General features: G+C 60.9%; 11 protein-coding genes and 1 pseudogene. 10 read left to right on the top strand and 2 right to left on the bottom strand.

Going from position 1 to position 15,812, the window contains the following annotated elements; all coding sequences use genetic code 11:
* Window positions 1-50 precede the first annotated feature (50 nt).
* Both arsK and ACQZ5Y_RS24620 read right to left on the bottom strand, forming a co-directional pair.
* A complete protein-coding gene (gene arsK, locus ACQZ5Y_RS24625; protein WP_174060357.1) occupies window positions 51-1,289 on the bottom strand; it encodes an arsenite efflux MFS transporter ArsK in 1,239 nt (412 codons plus the stop codon).
* Window positions 1,267-1,626, bottom strand: a complete 360-nt coding sequence (locus ACQZ5Y_RS24620; RefSeq protein ID WP_174060356.1) for an ArsR/SmtB family transcription factor — start codon at window positions 1,624-1,626, stop codon at window positions 1,267-1,269. The genes arsK and ACQZ5Y_RS24620 overlap by 23 nt, the downstream gene beginning before the upstream one ends.
* Before the next feature lie 42 nt (window positions 1,627-1,668).
* On the opposite strand from ACQZ5Y_RS24620, the gene ACQZ5Y_RS24615 reads away from it, so the two are divergent.
* The 10 genes and pseudogenes from ACQZ5Y_RS24615 to ACQZ5Y_RS24570 form a co-directional block, all read left to right on the top strand.
* The gene (locus ACQZ5Y_RS24615) at window positions 1,669-2,184 is read left to right on the top strand and encodes a DUF6428 family protein (RefSeq protein WP_174060355.1); all 516 of its coding nucleotides are present in this window, start codon (window positions 1,669-1,671) and stop codon (window positions 2,182-2,184) included.
* Window positions 2,185-2,332: 148 nt separating this feature from the next.
* A complete protein-coding gene (locus ACQZ5Y_RS24610) occupies window positions 2,333-2,914 on the top strand; it encodes a metallophosphoesterase (protein WP_174060354.1) in 582 nt (193 codons plus the stop codon).
* Window positions 2,915-3,227: 313 nt separating this feature from the next.
* Window positions 3,228-3,395: a hypothetical protein gene (locus ACQZ5Y_RS24605; RefSeq protein ID WP_167371606.1), complete on the top strand. Its 168-nt coding sequence runs from the start codon at window positions 3,228-3,230 to the stop codon at window positions 3,393-3,395.
* A gap of 239 nt (window positions 3,396-3,634) precedes the next feature.
* Window positions 3,635-4,663 carry a DUF3991 and toprim domain-containing protein gene (locus ACQZ5Y_RS24600; RefSeq protein ID WP_174060353.1) on the top strand — a complete coding sequence of 343 codons (1,029 nt, stop codon included), beginning with the start codon at window positions 3,635-3,637 and terminating at the stop codon, window positions 4,661-4,663.
* Window positions 4,664-4,736: 73 nt separating this feature from the next.
* Window positions 4,737-5,342: a DUF1419 domain-containing protein gene (locus ACQZ5Y_RS24595; RefSeq protein ID WP_174060352.1), complete on the top strand. Its 606-nt coding sequence runs from the start codon at window positions 4,737-4,739 to the stop codon at window positions 5,340-5,342.
* 89 nt (window positions 5,343-5,431) lie between these two features.
* Window positions 5,432-10,522: a DEAD/DEAH box helicase family protein gene (locus ACQZ5Y_RS24590; RefSeq protein ID WP_174060351.1), complete on the top strand. Its 5,091-nt coding sequence runs from the start codon at window positions 5,432-5,434 to the stop codon at window positions 10,520-10,522.
* 536 nt (window positions 10,523-11,058) lie between these two features.
* Entirely contained in the window at window positions 11,059-12,816 is a 1,758-nt protein-coding gene (locus ACQZ5Y_RS24585) for a ParB N-terminal domain-containing protein (protein WP_174060350.1), read from the top strand.
* The gene (locus ACQZ5Y_RS24580) at window positions 12,813-13,703 is read left to right on the top strand and encodes a DUF7007 domain-containing protein (RefSeq protein ID WP_174060349.1); all 891 of its coding nucleotides are present in this window, start codon (window positions 12,813-12,815) and stop codon (window positions 13,701-13,703) included. Before ACQZ5Y_RS24585 ends, ACQZ5Y_RS24580 begins: the two co-directional genes overlap by 4 nt.
* Window positions 13,704-14,405: 702 nt before the next feature.
* On the top strand, window positions 14,406-14,993 hold the full coding sequence (locus tag ACQZ5Y_RS24575) for a hypothetical protein (protein ID WP_174060348.1): 588 nt from the start codon (window positions 14,406-14,408) through the stop codon (window positions 14,991-14,993).
* A 277-nt stretch (window positions 14,994-15,270) separates the two neighbouring features.
* Window positions 15,271-15,812, top strand: a pseudogene (locus ACQZ5Y_RS24570) (ArdC family protein); the annotation flags it as partial.

Below are 15,812 nucleotides of genomic sequence, written 5' to 3'. Positions count from 1 at the left end.
TTTGGCTTGCCATAATTTATCTGAAGGACCGCCGTCAAAATTTGCGAAAGTCACTGCCCACGAGGTGACTGCGAAGTTGCCGAAACTGGCCGGGACAATGCGGCGACTGCAACGAACGCTGCGACGCTGATGGCACCCAGAAAGGCGTTTGCGATAAGCGCCGAACTCAACCCAATATTCTCCATGGCAACCGCAAACACGAATGGCGCGCCAGCACCGACTGCGAGCCGAGCGGCGGCCATCTTTCCGGTGATTGCGCCATATCCATCCGATCCGAATAAATGAAGCGGCAGGCTGCCCTGCGCGATGCTGTTGATACCAGAGCCGAGCCCAAGGCAGATAGCGAAGGCGACCGCACCCGGTAACCAGTTATCCGTCACAAGCAGGATCAGGACACCGAAGACGATCAGCAAGGCCGAGAGGACGGCAAGCCCAGGCGGTGACAGGTTCTTCCCGAAGACCATGTTAATAAGACGGCTCAACACCTGGGCCGGGCCAAAGATAGAGCCAATAACGACGGCAGCCGCGCCGAGTCCCAGTGACCCAAGCATCGGCACCATGTGGGCGAGGATCGCCGCAAGCGAAAAGCCGAGAAGCGCGAATGCAGATGACACAAGGATCATACCGCGTTGTCTGGCGTGAGGAGGGATTGCCCCGATCACCGTCTCACGCTTACGCACCGATGGATCGCCATTAGATGCAGATTTGCCGACGCGCATGATCCAGAAGTGAAGTGGCATACAAAGAAACAGGTTCATTCCTGCAAAGACGAGATAGATTTCGCGCCAGGACAGCCATCCGGAAAGCGCGGCCGAGATCGGCCAGAAGATCGTTGATGCGAAGCCGCCGATCAGCGTCAGGTAGGTGATGCTTCGCGAGGCCGTTTTGGGATCGCTCTCGACCAATGCCGCAAAAGCCGCCTGATACTGCACCATTCCGGAGGAGACTTCGAGCAAGATGATCGCCACTGCGAAGACGGCGACCGAAGGCGACCAAGCGCAAATCGCGAGCGTCAGGGCCGCTAGCACGGAGCCGATAGTCATGATCGTCGCTGCGCCGACCCGATCCATCTGTTTGCCGATATAGGTGGCTGATAGTCCGCCGATGAACAGAGATGCCGAGAACACCCCGAACACTTCGGCCAGCGACAGGCCGAGGTCTTTCGCCATGTCGGGTGCGAGGATGCTAAAGCTGTAATAAAGCGTGCCGTAGCCGATAATCTGCGTCAGGCCGAGAGCCGATACGATGCCCGCAGGAACTTTCGAATTATGCAACGACGTCACCCTCATTGGCCGGTACGCAGCACCCGTCGCTACGCTCGACATTTTCCCTAACTGTCGGATGTCCGGCGCAGCAGTCTTCCATCAGGAACTTGACGAGATCGGCGAGAGCGTCGTAGCTGGCGCTGTAGATGATCGAGCGGGATTCTCGTCGCTGAGAAATTAATCCCGACCGCTCCAGTTCCTTTAAATGAAACGAGACGTTCGTCGCCGATACGCCCATGCGTTCCGCGATCGCGCCGGCAGCCATTCCCTCTGGCCCAGCTATAACCAACGCACGGACAATGGCGAGACGGGTTTCTTGGGACAGTGCGGCAAATGATAATAGGGCTTGACGTTCTTCCATTATTCAATAATCCTTGAACTATTGGATATAGGGATAACCTACATGAACGCAGACGACAAGACACATTCGTACGATATCTCTCTCGGTCATCTCCTCGATGTCCTCTCGGTCGCGCCTGATGCACAATTGATTTTCACGTATGGAGGCAATTCCATACGGCCGGGCTATCATGTCACCGAAGTCAAAGCCGGGCAGTTTACGGCCCTCGACTGCGGCGCCAATCCGGAGGCTTGGTCTGAGATCTTCATCCAGCTATGGGATATCGATGAGGATGACAGGACTCATATGCTGGCGGGAAAGTTTTCGGCAATTATCCGCAAGGTGGCCGATTACGTACGGCTGGAGCAAACTGCAAAGCTCACATTTGAAGTGAGTGACGGAGTAGACCCGATGGCTCTGTATTGCGCCTCTACACCTTACCTGGATAACGGACGGTTTTATGTTGAGCTGGTCGCACGGGCATCAAGCTGCAAACCGCGCGATCGATGGCTTGCGGAAGAACCAGTAGCCGAGACACTTTGCTGTGGTCGTGTCACCGGTTCAAAATGTTGCGCCTGAACAAGGTGATCAAATAGCAATTCTTCACGATTACCCGCCGACATAATTGCCAGTTTGATCACGACAGACGGGCTATTTCCGGGCGAACACTGTGACTTTCTAAGACGATGGCAGTATCGCCAAATACCTCAATTCATGGGTTGCAAGCTTGAGTAAGACATTCTTCATTTCCGACACACACTTTGGTCACGCCAGTCTGGTGGCAAAGGGTGAAAGACGATTCACCGACGTTATCGAGATGGATGAGCGAATCATAGAAAACTGGAACGCAGTCGTCAGCGACAATGATCTTGTTTGGCACCTTGGTGATTTTGCCGTGTCCAGTGACGCTGACAGGATTGCCGACATATTCCGCCGCCTTAAAGGGCGAAAGCGTTTGGTTCTCGGAAATCACGACTATGATCGACCCGGGGTCATAAAGCCGATGGTAGCGGCACTATCATGGGACGACGAGCCGCGCGACATCATAGAAACAGTCGCGATTGGGGACCGGCGCCTCGTACTGTGCCACTATCCATTGAGGACCTGGCCGGGACACAAAAAGGGATCGTACCACTTCTTTGGGCATGCCCACGGAGGATTGGCTGACTTCGGAAATAGCCGAGACGTTGGCGTGGATCTTCCGGATGTTTTATTTACGCCTCGCACATTCGCGAAATTGATTGAGCGGCTACCAAGTGCTGACGTGGGCATTTTGGAAACGCAATCAGTCGCTCAAGTTTCGCCATAGGTCGATCTGGGGACACCCAAATTTTTGAGTGACGCGCATTTCCAAACAGCGCGGGCCACAGGGAAGTGTATCGAGAGGCGAACTCTTGGAAAAACCAACGCGCCCACAATCTCTGCTCATAACAACAGCGACCCAATCCCGCTTGCTGTGATGGCGTCCTGGACCAAGTCCGGATCTCCGTCGATCAACCCCCAAGGGGTCGGCTAGCAAGCTGCCGCCGCTCCGTCTTCGCCTTCGCGGTGATCGCGACCGGCCCTGTTCCTTTGAGGAGCCATCAGCGGGAATTGGCCCGCTTCCGATGGAGCACCTCAACATGGCACACGATCTTTCCCTCGCACAGTCGCACGCCTTCCACCTTTGCAACGACCTGATGGTTCCCATCACTCTCTTCAAGTCCGGCAACGAGTTCGGCGTTCTTCCGTCCGACGAACTCGATGACGAAGACGATCTGGAGATCGTCCACGAATATGAGCCGTGGTGACTTATGGTCACCTCCGCATAAGCACGAATATCTCCCCCCGCGGGTCTCATTGAGACCCGCCTGTGGCTGCCGCTGGCGACCTGTCGGCCGCAAGGGGAAGCTTCGCCGCAGCACATTGCTGCAACTTTTGTCAGTTGCATGGAGCGCCCTTGCCCCCTTCGCTCTTCGCGGCGGGTGGAACGCGGCCCGCAAAATGCGGGAAACAAGAAGGGACAGCCGCTCCGCGGCTGGAGAAGGAAATGAACAGAGAAGAATTAGAGGCGCTGCGCGCCAAGGTTAGCTGCGAAGCGGTCTTGGAGCGGGCCGGGTACCAACTTGATCTCAAGGAAAGCACGCGACGTGCCCTCAAATACCGAGATGGCGGCAATATCATCATCGTTACGCATGAGGGACGAGGCTGGTTCGATCCGCTCGGCGACGAAAAGGGCGATGTTTTCGCTCTGGCAATGTTTCTGGCAGGGAGCCCCTTCCCACCCGCGGCGGAAGCCGTCGCATCGCTGATCGGGTTTCGACTTTCCCGGCCGGAATGGAAATGCCAGCGGACGTCAGGGCCAGTGGAAGACATCGTCGAACGCTGGCGGAACCGGCGCACGCCTTCGCCCGGGACCAGTACCTGGCGCTATCTGTGTTGGGAGCGCTCAATCCCGTCTGTCATTGTCCGGCAGGCCATCCGGGAGGGCCTTCTTCGGGAAGGACCTTTTGGCAGCATGTGGGCAGCGCATCTCGATAGCCATAGTCAGGTCGTTGGCTGGGAAGAACGAGGACTCGAATGGCGCGGATTTTCGACAGGGGGTTCGAAGCTCCTATTCCGGTTGGGTGCGAGTGACGCCAACCGCCTTTGCGTGACCGAGGCCGCGATCGACGCGATGAGCCTCGCAGCGCTCGAGGGTTCCCGCGATGGAACGCTCTATCTCAGCACCGGCGGCGGGTGGTCACCGGCGACAGATGCCGCGCTTTGCGAACTCGCTGTACGGCCGGAGCTGACACTGGTGGCCGCGACGGATGCCAATTCCCAAGGAGACATCTACGCAGAGCGATTGCGTGTGCTTGCTGAGGCGTCGGGCTGCGACTGGCAGCGGCTACGCCCGGCGGCGGGCGATTGGAACGAGGTTCTGCAAAACAGAGATAAGGAGAGACGGGAAAGGAAAATGGAGAAAAAGATGAGGCCTGCCGCATGCGCGCCGGCCGCATCAAGGGAGGCTTCGCCCGGCCAGGGCCGGCCCTTGACCCGGCCGGACGCGAGGCCGGCCGCTCGGGAGGAGTCATGAAGGACTGAAGAGGATAGTGAGGTCGAAACGACATTGCTGCCTTCGGTCCCCAAACCCCGAAAGGACCAAGCTGATGACCTCGATATCCCTCCCCCGCAAAGTGTTTCAAGGTGTAGCTAAACGCGCCGACATGTTCCGAATGTTCGACCGGCACGCCGAGCGCCCAGATCGTTTTGATGGTGATCAGTCTGCCACCTATGCCGGCGAATGGTTCGAGATCGACGAGACCTCCTACTCCTACATGCTCGACATCCTGCCGCCGCTGTGGATGCGGGGGCCGATCTTTGCGATGCGCGAGTTCATGACCGGTTCCGTGACCTCGGTCTTCTACGCGATCCGGATCGATGACGCCGTCCGCTATTTCCACACCTACTGCGACCTCTCCGATCCGAATTCGGTAGAGGCGATGCGTTCCTCGATCCTCGACCGCGAAACCCGGCCTGTCCGGGCGATGAGCCGCGAAGAACGGCTCGAGCATATCTGGAGCACGACCGCGGTCGACTATCGTGGTTATGCCGGCCCCCGCTGGCCGAAGCCGGTGCAGGGCCATCGCACGGTCATGCTTTATGGCGGTAAGGAAGGGACGTTCTTGAAGCTGCTCGATACGCTCAGCGACGACGAGATTGCGGTCAAGCTGCCGGTGCATCTGCGCTACCTCCCCACGGTTCTGGCGGCCTAAGCCAGAACCAATCCCCACAATCCGAGCGCTGCAACCGGTCGAACCCTCACCGGACGATTTCGCACGCCCGCTTTCCAAAGGAGCTTTTCATGAGTAATGATCCCTTTACCTTCGATATGTTCGGCTCGAGCGCACTTTCGTCGGGCCTCGGTCTGGGCGTTACCGCCTTCGGTGGCTTCTCGCCCGAAGCCGCTAATGACGACGATCCAGATCCCATGCCGCCAGCGCCGGCACCCGCCCTGCCGACCAGCGCCATCCCTGCCCGGCGCGCACGGCTTCGGGCAAATTTCTATCTCAGCGGCGATCGCGGGCTTGGCGTCTCCTGGAAGGATCGCGCCCGCGCGAATGTCGCGGCAATCCTCGTCGCCGACGGCATTGCCAAGCAGGACCGGCCGGCGACGCCGAAAGAGCAGGCTCAGATGATCCGGTTCACCGGCTTCGGCGCCGGCGAGCTGGCCAATGGCATGTTCCGTCGGCCGGGCGAGGTAGACTTCCGGCACGGCTGGGACGATCTCGGTTCCTCGCTCGAAACGGCCGTCTCAGAAGTAGACTATGCGTCTCTGGCGCGCTGCACCCAGTATGCGCATTTCACGCCCGAGTTCATCATCCGGGCGATCTGGGCCGGTATTGAGAGACTCGGTTGGCGCGGCGGCCGCGTTCTGGAGCCGGGAATCGGCACGGGCCTCTTTCCTGCCCTAATGCCGGAGCCATATCGCGAAGCTGCCTATGTCACCGGGATCGAGCTCGATCCGGTCACGGCCCGCATTGTCGACCTGCTTCAGCCGAAGGCTCGCATCATCAACGGCGACTTCGCGCGCACCGATCTGGCGCCGATCTACGATCTCGCCATCGGCAACCCGCCCTTCTCCGATCGCACTGTCAGATCGGACCGCACCTATCGGTCGCTCGGTCTACGCCTACACGACTACTTTATCGCGAGATCAATCGATCTATTGAAGCCCGGCGCGCTTGCCGCCTTCGTGACCTCGCACGGCACGATGGACAAGGCGGATACGACGGCGCGGGAACATATCGCCAAGTCGGCCGACCTGGTCGCCGCGATCCGCCTGCCCGAGGGCAGCTTCCGCCGTGACGCCGGCACGGACGTCGTCGTCGACATCCTTTTCTTCCGCAAGCGCAAACTCGGTGAGCCAGAGGGAGACCAGCTGTGGCTCGATGTCGATGAGGTCAGGCCGGCTACCGACGAGGATGGTGCGATCCGCATGAATCGCTGGTTCGCCCGACACCCCGACTTCGTCCTCGGTACCCACGCGCTAACTTCGGGACCGTTCGGCGAGACCTATACGTGCCGGCCCCGCGCCGGAGAGGATCTTGAAGCCGCACTCGCCACTGCCATCGATCTTTTGCCAGCCGGTCTCTATGACGGCGAGCCCACGCCGATCGATATCGACCTGGAAAACGAGCTTGGCGAAATCGTTGACCTGCAGCCGAAGGGTGGGCCTGTTCGGGAGGGCAGCTTCTTTCTCGACCGCTCCAAGGGCCTGATGCAGATGCTCGACGGAGCGGCCGCGCCGGTCACGGTCCGCAAGGGCCGCGCCGGCGACGGTATCTCGGAAAAGCATGTACGTATTATCAGCAAGCTGATCCCGATCCGAGATGCGGTGCGCGCGGTGCTGAAGGCGCAGGAGACCGATCGTCCGTGGCGCGATCTTCAGGTGAGGTTGCGCATCGCCTGGTCGAGCTTTGTGCGTGATTTCGGGCCGATCAATCACACCGTCGTCTCCGTCCAGGAGGATGCCGAGACCGGAGAGGTCAAGGAGACCCACCGTCAGCCGAACCTGGCACCATTCCGCGACGATCCGGATTGCTGGCTGGTCGCCTCGATCGAGGATTACGATCTGGAGACCGACACGGCGAAGCCCGGCCCGATTTTTTCCGAACGGGTGATCGCGCCGCCGTCTGCGCCGACGATCACCTCCCCTGCAGATTCGCTTGCGGTCGTGCTGAATGAACGCGGCCATGTCGATATCGACCATATCGCCGAGCTATCGCACGCCGATCCCGCAACTGTGATCGACGAGCTGGGTGACGCCGTGTTCCGCGATCCCGCTGACGGGTCCTGGAAGACAGCCGATGGATACCTCTCCGGAGCCGTCCGCACCAAGCTCGCCGCAGCGCAGGCTGCCGCCGAGCTCGACCCAGCCTATGAGCGTAATGTCCGCGCGCTCCAGGATGTGCAGCCGGCCGACCTGCGACCCTCCGACATCACGGCTCGTCTCGGTGCGCCATGGATCCCAGCCGCCGATGTCGTTGCCTTCGTCAAAGAAAAGATGGAAGCCGACATCCGCATCCACCATATGCCGGAGCTCGGGTCGTGGACCGTCGAAGCTCGCCAACTCGGCTACAGCGCCGCCGGTACATCAGAATGGGGCACCAGCCGCCGGCATGCCGGCGATCTCCTCGCCGATGCCTTGAACAGCCGTGTTCCTCAGATCTTCGACGTGATCAAGGACGTCGATGGCGAGCGCCGGGTCCTCAACGTCGTCGATACCGAGGCCGCGCGCGACAAGCTGCAGAGGATCAAGCAGGCTTTTCAGGAGTGGGTCTGGACCGATCCCGATCGCACCGATCGGCTGGCCCGCGACTACAACGACCGCTTCAACAACATCGCGCCGCGCAAATTCGACGGATCCCATCTCAAACTTCCCGGCGCCTCTGGCGCCTTTGTTCTTTATGGACACCAGAAACGCGGCATATGGCGGATCGTCGCCGATGGCTCCACCTATCTCGCCCACGCCGTCGGCGCCGGCAAGACGATGACAATGGCTGCCGCCATCATGGAACAGCGCCGGCTCGGCCTGATCGCCAAGGCGATACTTGTCGTCCCCGGCCATTGCCTGGCGCAGGCCGCCCGCGAATTCCTCGCGCTTTACCCGAATGCCCGCATTCTCGTCGCCGACGAGACAAATTTCACCAAGGACAAGCGGGCACGGTTCCTGTCGCGCGCCGCGACGGCGACCTGGGATGCGATCATTATCACGCATTCGGCCTTCCGCTTCATCGCCGTGCCCTCGGCTTTCGAACAGGAGATGGTCCAGGACGAGCTGCAGCTTTACGAGGATCTGCTGACCAAGGTCGACAGCGAGGACCGCGTCTCGCGCAAGCGCCTCGAGCGATTGAAGGAGGGATTGCAGGAGCGGCTCGAAGGTCTCGCCACCCGCAAGGACAATCTACTGACCATCTCCGAAATTGGCGTCGACCAGATCGTCGTCGACGAGGCACAGGAGTTCCGAAAGCTTTCCTTCGCCACCAACATGTCGACGCTGAAGGGCATCGATCCGAACGGTTCGCAGCGTGCATGGGATCTCTATGTCAAATCCCGCTATATCGAGACACGCAATCCCGGCAGGGCGCTGGTCCTCGCTTCCGGCACACCGATCACCAACACACTCGGCGAGATGTTCTCTATCCAGCGTCTGCTCGGCCATGAGGCACTTGCCGAGCGCGGGCTGCATGAGTTCGATGCCTGGGCATCCTGCTTCGGCGATACGACGACAGAGCTCGAAATCCAGCCGTCTGGCAAATATAAGCCAATCAGTCGCTTCGCCTCCTTCGTCAACGTGCCAGAGCTGATCGCCATGTTCCGGTCTTTCGCCGACGTCGTCATGCCGGATGATCTGAGGCAGTATGTGAAGGTTCCGGACCTGTCGACTGGGCGCCGGCAGATCCTGACGGCCAAGCCGACAACACTGTTCAAGACCTACCAGCAAATGCTCGACAGCAGGATCAAGGCGATCGAACAGCGCGAGGGACCGGCCAAGCCCGGCGACGACATTCTCCTGTCGGTCATCACTGATGGCCGCCATGCAGCGATCGACCTGCGTTTCGTCATGCCGGCCGCAGACAACGAAGAGAACAACAAGCTCAATCTTCTGGTCCGCAATGCTCACCGGATTTGGAAGGAAACCGGCGAGGCAATCTATCGCCGCCCCGACGGCAAGGACTTCGATCTGCCGGGCGCCGCGCAGATGATCTTTTCCGATTTGGGCACGATCAATGTCGAAAAGTCCCGCGGCTTCTCGGCCTATCGCTTCATCCGCGACGAACTTATCCGGCTCGGCGTACCCGCCGCGCAGATCGCGTTTATGCAAGACTATAAGAAGACCGAGGCCAAGCAGCGGCTGTTCGGCGATGTCCGAGCTGGAAAAGTCCGCTTCTTGATCGGCTCCTCCGAGACGATGGGCACCGGCGTCAATGCCCAGCTTCGGCTCAAAGCCCTCCACCATCTCGATGTGCCGTGGCTGCCGTCGCAGATCGAGCAGCGCGAAGGTCGGATCGTTCGACAGGGCAACCAGCATGAAGAGGTCGATATCTTCGCCTATGCCACCGAGGGCTCGCTCGACGCCTCGATGTGGCAGAACAACGAGCGCAAGGCCCGGTTCATCACGGCCGCCTTGTCCGGCGACACCTCGATCCGGCGGCTGGAGGATGTCGGTGAAGGTGCGGCCAACCAGTTCGCTATGGCGAAGGCCATTGCGTCTGGCGACGAGCGCTTGATGCAGAAAGCTGGACTTGAGGCCGATATCGCGCGGCTTGAACGTCTGCGCGCCGCCCACGAGGATGATCAATACGCCGTGCGCCGGCAGATGCGCGATGCCGAGCGCGAGATCGAGGTCTCGACCCGGCGGATCGACGAGATCGGTCAAGACGTTGCACGCCTCCGGCCGACCAATGGCGATGCCTTTACGATGACGGTGCTCGGTCAGAACTATACCGAGCGCAAGGAGGCAGGGCGCGCGCTGATGAAGGAGATCCTTACGCTTCTACAGCTTCAGCAGGAAGGTGAGGTTCATCTGGCGACGATCGGCGGTTTCGATCTGGTCTATGAGGGCGAGCGCTTCGGAAAGGGAGATGGCTATCGCTACGAGACACTGCTCCAGCGTACCGGCGCTGACTATGAGATCGATCTGGCGATCACGGTCACACCGCTCGGTGCCATCTCGCGACTTGAGCATGGGCTAGACGGCTTCGAAGAGAAGCTGCGTCAGTATCGTTGGCGTCTCGAAGAGGCCGAGCGCCGTCTGGGTTCCTATCAGTCGCGCATCGGCGGTGCATTCCAGTTTGGCGATGAGCTCAGCGCCAAAAGGAAGCAACTTCGCGACGTCGAGGAGCAACTGGCGACCTCCGCTATCGCCGATGCAGAATTGATTGCTGCATGAGAACGCAAGCCCAGCCTGGACCAGCGGCCGGGTTCCAGTCCCGTCGCTGCAATGAAGAGGTCGAGACTTGTAATTTCTCGACCTCATCCATATCTGAGCATCACTTCCCGTTCAGATGATGTCCTGCCGACGCTATTGCGGTGGCTTTCGATGTCGTCCGGGATCAGCAAAAGGGCGCTCCCCTCACGGGTCGAGCGCCCTTTTTGCGTTTCTGTTTCCAGCCAAGGAGTTCACCTGCCGTTCTGGCCGCAGCGCGCGCCGGGTTTTCAAAAGAGAAAAGAAAGAGAAGGAGGAGAAATGAACCGATCGCTGATCGGTCCTCCTGCCGACGCTATCGCTCAACCGCGACCTGCGCCATCCCGGCCACTCGTCCTTCGCAGGGCTGTTAGCCCCGCTTGTTCTTCGCAGCTGGGATGCTCGGTTGCAGTTGCGTCAGTCCGGCCGATCCGCGGTCCGGGAGATGTCTTCGAGAAAAATGAAGACAGGAAGGGCTGGCAGGGCGCCGGTCCGCAACTCTCTAGACAAGGAATGACACCATGCAGATCATGAAGGTTGACCCCCGCGCGCTGAAGGAAAATCCCGACCGGATGCGCCAGTCGAAGTCGTCACCACAGGCCGATGCGCTGATGCTGGCGACGATCAAGGCCGTCGGCATCGTCCAGCCGCCGGTGGTTGCACCCGAAACGGATGGCGGAAACGGTTACATAATCGATGCCGGCCATCGCCGGGTCCGGCTTGCTATCGCCGCCGGCCTGGAAGAAATCGACATCCTTGTCGTGGATGCGGCCAACGACAACGGCGCGATGCGCTCGATGGTCGAGAACTCGGTCCGCGAGGCACTCAATCCGGTCGATCAGTGGCGCGGCATCGAGAGGCTCGTTGCTCTCGGCTGGACCGAGGAAGCGATTGCTGTCGCCCTCGCCCTTCCCGTTCGCCAGATCCGCAAGCTGCGCCTCCTCGCCAATGTCTTGCCGGCCATGCTCGAGCAGATGGCGCTGGGCGATATACCAAACGAACAGCAACTGCGTGTGATCGCGGCCGCCGGCCAGATCGACCAGAAAGAGGTCTGGAAGGCAAATAAACCTAAGAAGGGTGATACGGCGCCCTGGTGGCAGATCGCCAATGCGCTGACGAAAAAGCGCATGTATGCCAGGGACGCGAGCTTTGGCGACGATCTGGCTCAGGCCTATGGCGTCGAATGGGTCGAGGATCTCTTCGCACCGGCCGATCAGGATGGGCGCTATACCACCAATGTCGAGGGCTTTCTCGGCGCCCAGCACGAATGGATGACCAGCAATTTGCCGAAGCGTGGCGGGATCGTCGAGGTCAACAGCTGGGGCCAGCCGGAATTGCCGAAGAAGGCGAGCCAGATTTACGGCAAGCCGTCAAAGTCCGACCACACGGCCATCTATCTCGATCGCGACGGTAAGGTGCAGACGGTGCATTACCGGATGCCGGAGGCGGAAAAGTCCAAGGGGATTGCTGGTCACGGATCGGTCACTGGCGGCGATGACGCCGATACGATCGGCACGCCGAAGGCCCGGCCCGACGTCACCCAGAAGGGCCATGACATGATCGGTGATTTCCGTACCGACGCCCTGCACGACGCGCTCGGCCGCGCGCCGATCGAGGACGACATGCTGATGGCGCTGATGGTGCTGGCATTCGCAGGCCAGAATGTTCGCGTTGATTCCGGTGCGGACGGCACGTTCTACGGCGGCAAGCGTTTCTCGCGCCATGCCGTCGGCCTCTTCGACGAGCATGGCAAGCTCGCCTTCGATCAGGATCAGCTCCGGGTCGCCGTCCGCTCCGTGCTGATCGACGTTCTTTCGTGCCGCCGCGGCATGTCGAACAGTGGCATGATCTCGCGCATCGCTGGCGATGCAATCGGCGCCGACGAATTTCTGCCGAACATGGGCTCGGAGGACTTCCTCTTGTGCCTGTCTCGCCAGGCGCTGGAAGCGTCTTGCACTGAGGCGTCGGTCCAGCCGCGGCAGAAAGTTCGTGAAACCCGTGCAGCGCTCGTGGAGCATTTCGCGACCGAACACTTCGTCCATCCGTCGGGCCGCTTCGCTCCACCGGCGGACGAACTGCTCGGATGGATCCGGGCAAGCGCTGCCACGGATGCTATCGGCGCCGGGTCGCAAAATCACGGGGACAGCGATCTCGATGATCCATCGGGCGATCAGCCAGAACAAGAAACCGACGATGTGGTAGATGGCGAGCCGCAGGATGCAAATTTTCCGGACCACGATGAGCAGAACGAGGACTTCGATCAGAGGGCTGCAGCATGACCGCCGTCCTCCACTCGCACATGAAAGCGCCCACCCCCGATGTTTCGGGGGTGGAGTTTGCCACCAGTGCGGACGGCTTGCCCGTCGCCCGCGTCGACGACCTGGTCCTTGCCATGGTCACATCACCCAGCGGCTTCGCGTTCCTTGCGAGCGCCGTCGCCGTTCGTCGGCCGCTGGCAGATCTGACGCGCGCCGACTTCATCGGGCATGACGGCCGAATGGCTGACGAAGCCGAATTCCGGGCGCGCGTCGCCGAGACCGCGGCGCATAAACGCGATCTGGCCAAGCTAAACCGCGTACTGACCCGGATGTCGGCCAGTACGCCCTGGGGCGGATCGCAGATGGCTGTCATCTATGCCGAGGGCGTCGTCGCCCATATGACGGCCGGCCACGGTGGTTTTCATCTTTCAGCGGATCGTAATGCAAGGGTTCATCCACTGATGCGGAAGGAGACGCCCTGGTATGAGGAAGATTGTGAGTGGGCAATCGTGGCGATCAGCTTTCCGGAGCTGTTCACCGGCTACGAGCGCTCCTTGTCCGAAAAGACCATCCGCAATACCTGGCCGGACGCTTGGGAGGCGATCCATCGCTGCGTGCTGGCCGAAGGTGAAAGCTGGGCGAAGGATCGCCGGGCGTTCGATGCGCGCCATGCGGCCAACTTCGTCGTCACTTCCGCGATCTTCTCCAATCATCATGCAGGTATGACCGAGGTCGTGGCGGTCGTCGGCGGCGACCGACGATCTGGCGATGAGCGCCGCTTTCTGGTGCCAAGCGACGAGTATGCCGTTCGCGGCCGGTTTGGCTTCGTCATCGATCCCGCTCGTCATGTTGAGTATCATGGGCCATCCTCGTTCATTGGCTGGCGAGGCCGAGGGAGCGGGTCATGATCAACACCCTGGTTTTGGGGCCCCTGGCTAACGCAGTCAGTGCACGGCGCGAGTCCCAGCGGCATCTCGATTGTCTAAGCCGGCAGATTGCGGCGCGCGCTGGACGGCAGGCGATAACAGTGAAGGTGCGGAGCCGGGCGCGTCGCCGAAGCGGTCCACGGCACTACCATCGGGAGCTTATCGAGCGGCTAGTCTTCGAAAGGTGGGGCGAACTCAACGGACTTGATCGCAGGCTGGCGGCACAAGAGCAAGTCATCGATGAACTCGAGCATTGCGATCACCCGCTTGCACAATAGTCACCAGGACGGTCGGTCCGGACGCAGTGTGGAGGCAGGCGGGTGTCAAACTACCCTGCGGCAATGATGTCTGCCAGTGTGGCGAACTTGGCGATGTCGTCCCATTACGGCTTGCTCCTGATGTCGACCCCGTGCCGGACTGCCCTTCTTTTCGCTGCGGTCTGAACCGGCGGCCGTTTGTTTCAAGGCCGCTTGCGCGCCGCAGGGCGGCCGATCCAGCCTCTCTGCGCGAGGGCAGGCCCGCGGTCTGCTCAGGTCAAGACCTGCTGGCCCGCAAACCTGTCCTGCTGGTTCAGCCGGATCGGACCTGTGAAGCCGCCCGTCCTTTGCCGGTTCTGGTCGTCCGCATCGAAGGGCAGACCGGCACGGGGCCGGAACCGCTTCGGAAGCCACGGAAGGAACAGACATGGCCAAGCCCTCAACCCCCAACCGCTCCAATTCTAAGGTGTCGCAATCCCGCCGCGGCACCACCCTCGAAATGGTCCGCCTCTCCTGCCCCGACGCCACGCAGGCGCACAAGATCGCCGAAAGCTTCGGCACGGCCATCGTCGATAGCGATGGCATCCGCAGCCTGCATGAGCGGCTGATCGTCGAGACCGCCGAAAGTCTCTCCGAAGGCCTGGGCGAAAAGGCCATGCAGATCCATCTGCAACGGATCGTCGGGGCCTTCGTCGGATCGGCGCATGGCGCCGGACAGTTCTACTCCCGCGCCGTCACTGAGGCGCGCGACGCAACCGCCAAGGCATCCAATGATGCCCGCGACGAGGATCTCGACGGTCCGGTCGGCTATGACAGCGCCGCCCAGCGCAAGCGGGAGTTCGCCGCCGACATGGGTGTCCAGTCCCACGCGCTGCGCATGGCGGCCGAAGGGGCGGTTGCGGCTTACGAACAGGTTGTCGGTGAGAGCTGGAAGCCCTTCGACCGCCCGGTCGAGAACCCCGGCGCATCGCTCGACCGCAAGGCGGCCGAAGCTCAGATGGCCGCTCTCGGATGACACCATCGGCGGGGCAACGCCCCGCCTTCATTCTTTTCCCCCGAGGCCAGCGCCTGCAGCGCCGGCCTTTTCTTGTTTCGAAAATGAAGGCTGAAGACGTGCCTATCGCGGCCCGTCCCGCTCGGCGGTCCTGCAGGAGCCGAGCGCCCATGCAACGGCTCCGCCGTCCTTCACGCTGTTGCGGCCGTTCCGGTGCATGGCCTCGACCTCGGCCCCTGACTTCGGACCTCCGTGACGGACCGCGATAGGCGCGGTGCTGAGAAAAGGAGAAGACGTCATGACGAAGAAAGCGGAATCTGAGCGGATCGACATCTACACGCGGATCACAGATCGGATCGTCGAGGATCTGGAGCAGGGCGTGCGTCCCTGGATGAAGCCATGGAACGCCAGCAATACCAATGGGCGGATCACCCGACCGGTGCGACACAACGGCCTCCCCTATTCGGGGATGAACGTGCTGCTCCTGTGGTCGGAGCAGATGTCTCGTGGGTTCTCTTCCTCAATGTGGATGACCTTCAAGCAGGCCTTGGAACTGGGCGGGTCCGTGCGGAAAGGCGAAACGGGCTCGACGGTCGTCTTCGCCAGCCGCTTCACCAAGTCGGTGGCCGACGGAAACGGCAATGATGTCGATCGGGAAATCCCGTTCCTGAAGGCATATTCGGTGTTCAATATCGAGCAGATCGATGGTTTGCCCGACACCTATTATGCCCCGCCGCCAAAGGTGCGGGATCCCGTCGAGCGCATCGAGAGCGCCGATCGCTTCTTCCGCAATACCGGCGCGGTGATCCGACACGGCGGCAATCAGGCCTACTACTCGCC

Source organism: Agrobacterium sp. A3-95, assembly GCF_053521785.1.
This window is presented reverse-complemented; position numbering and strand designations above follow the sequence as displayed.

Bases quoted from the DNA above. Each gene is read 5' to 3' on its own strand.
- arsK (WP_174060357.1), bottom strand. From the start codon at position 1,289: ATGAGGGTGACGTCGTTGCATAATTCGAAAGTTCCTGCGGGCATCGTA.
- ACQZ5Y_RS24620 (WP_174060356.1), bottom strand. From the start codon at position 1,626: ATGGAAGAACGTCAAGCCCTATTATCATTTGCCGCACTGTCCCAAGAA.
- ACQZ5Y_RS24615 (WP_174060355.1), top strand. From the start codon at position 1,669: ATGAACGCAGACGACAAGACACATTCGTACGATATCTCTCTCGGTCAT.
- ACQZ5Y_RS24605 (WP_167371606.1), top strand. From the start codon at position 3,228: ATGGCACACGATCTTTCCCTCGCACAGTCGCACGCCTTCCACCTTTGC.
- ACQZ5Y_RS24600 (WP_174060353.1), top strand. From the start codon at position 3,635: ATGAACAGAGAAGAATTAGAGGCGCTGCGCGCCAAGGTTAGCTGCGAA.
- ACQZ5Y_RS24595 (WP_174060352.1), top strand. From the start codon at position 4,737: ATGACCTCGATATCCCTCCCCCGCAAAGTGTTTCAAGGTGTAGCTAAA.
- ACQZ5Y_RS24590 (WP_174060351.1), top strand. From the start codon at position 5,432: ATGAGTAATGATCCCTTTACCTTCGATATGTTCGGCTCGAGCGCACTT.
- ACQZ5Y_RS24585 (WP_174060350.1), top strand. From the start codon at position 11,059: ATGCAGATCATGAAGGTTGACCCCCGCGCGCTGAAGGAAAATCCCGAC.
- ACQZ5Y_RS24580 (WP_174060349.1), top strand. From the start codon at position 12,813: ATGACCGCCGTCCTCCACTCGCACATGAAAGCGCCCACCCCCGATGTT.
- ACQZ5Y_RS24575 (WP_174060348.1), top strand. From the start codon at position 14,406: ATGGCCAAGCCCTCAACCCCCAACCGCTCCAATTCTAAGGTGTCGCAA.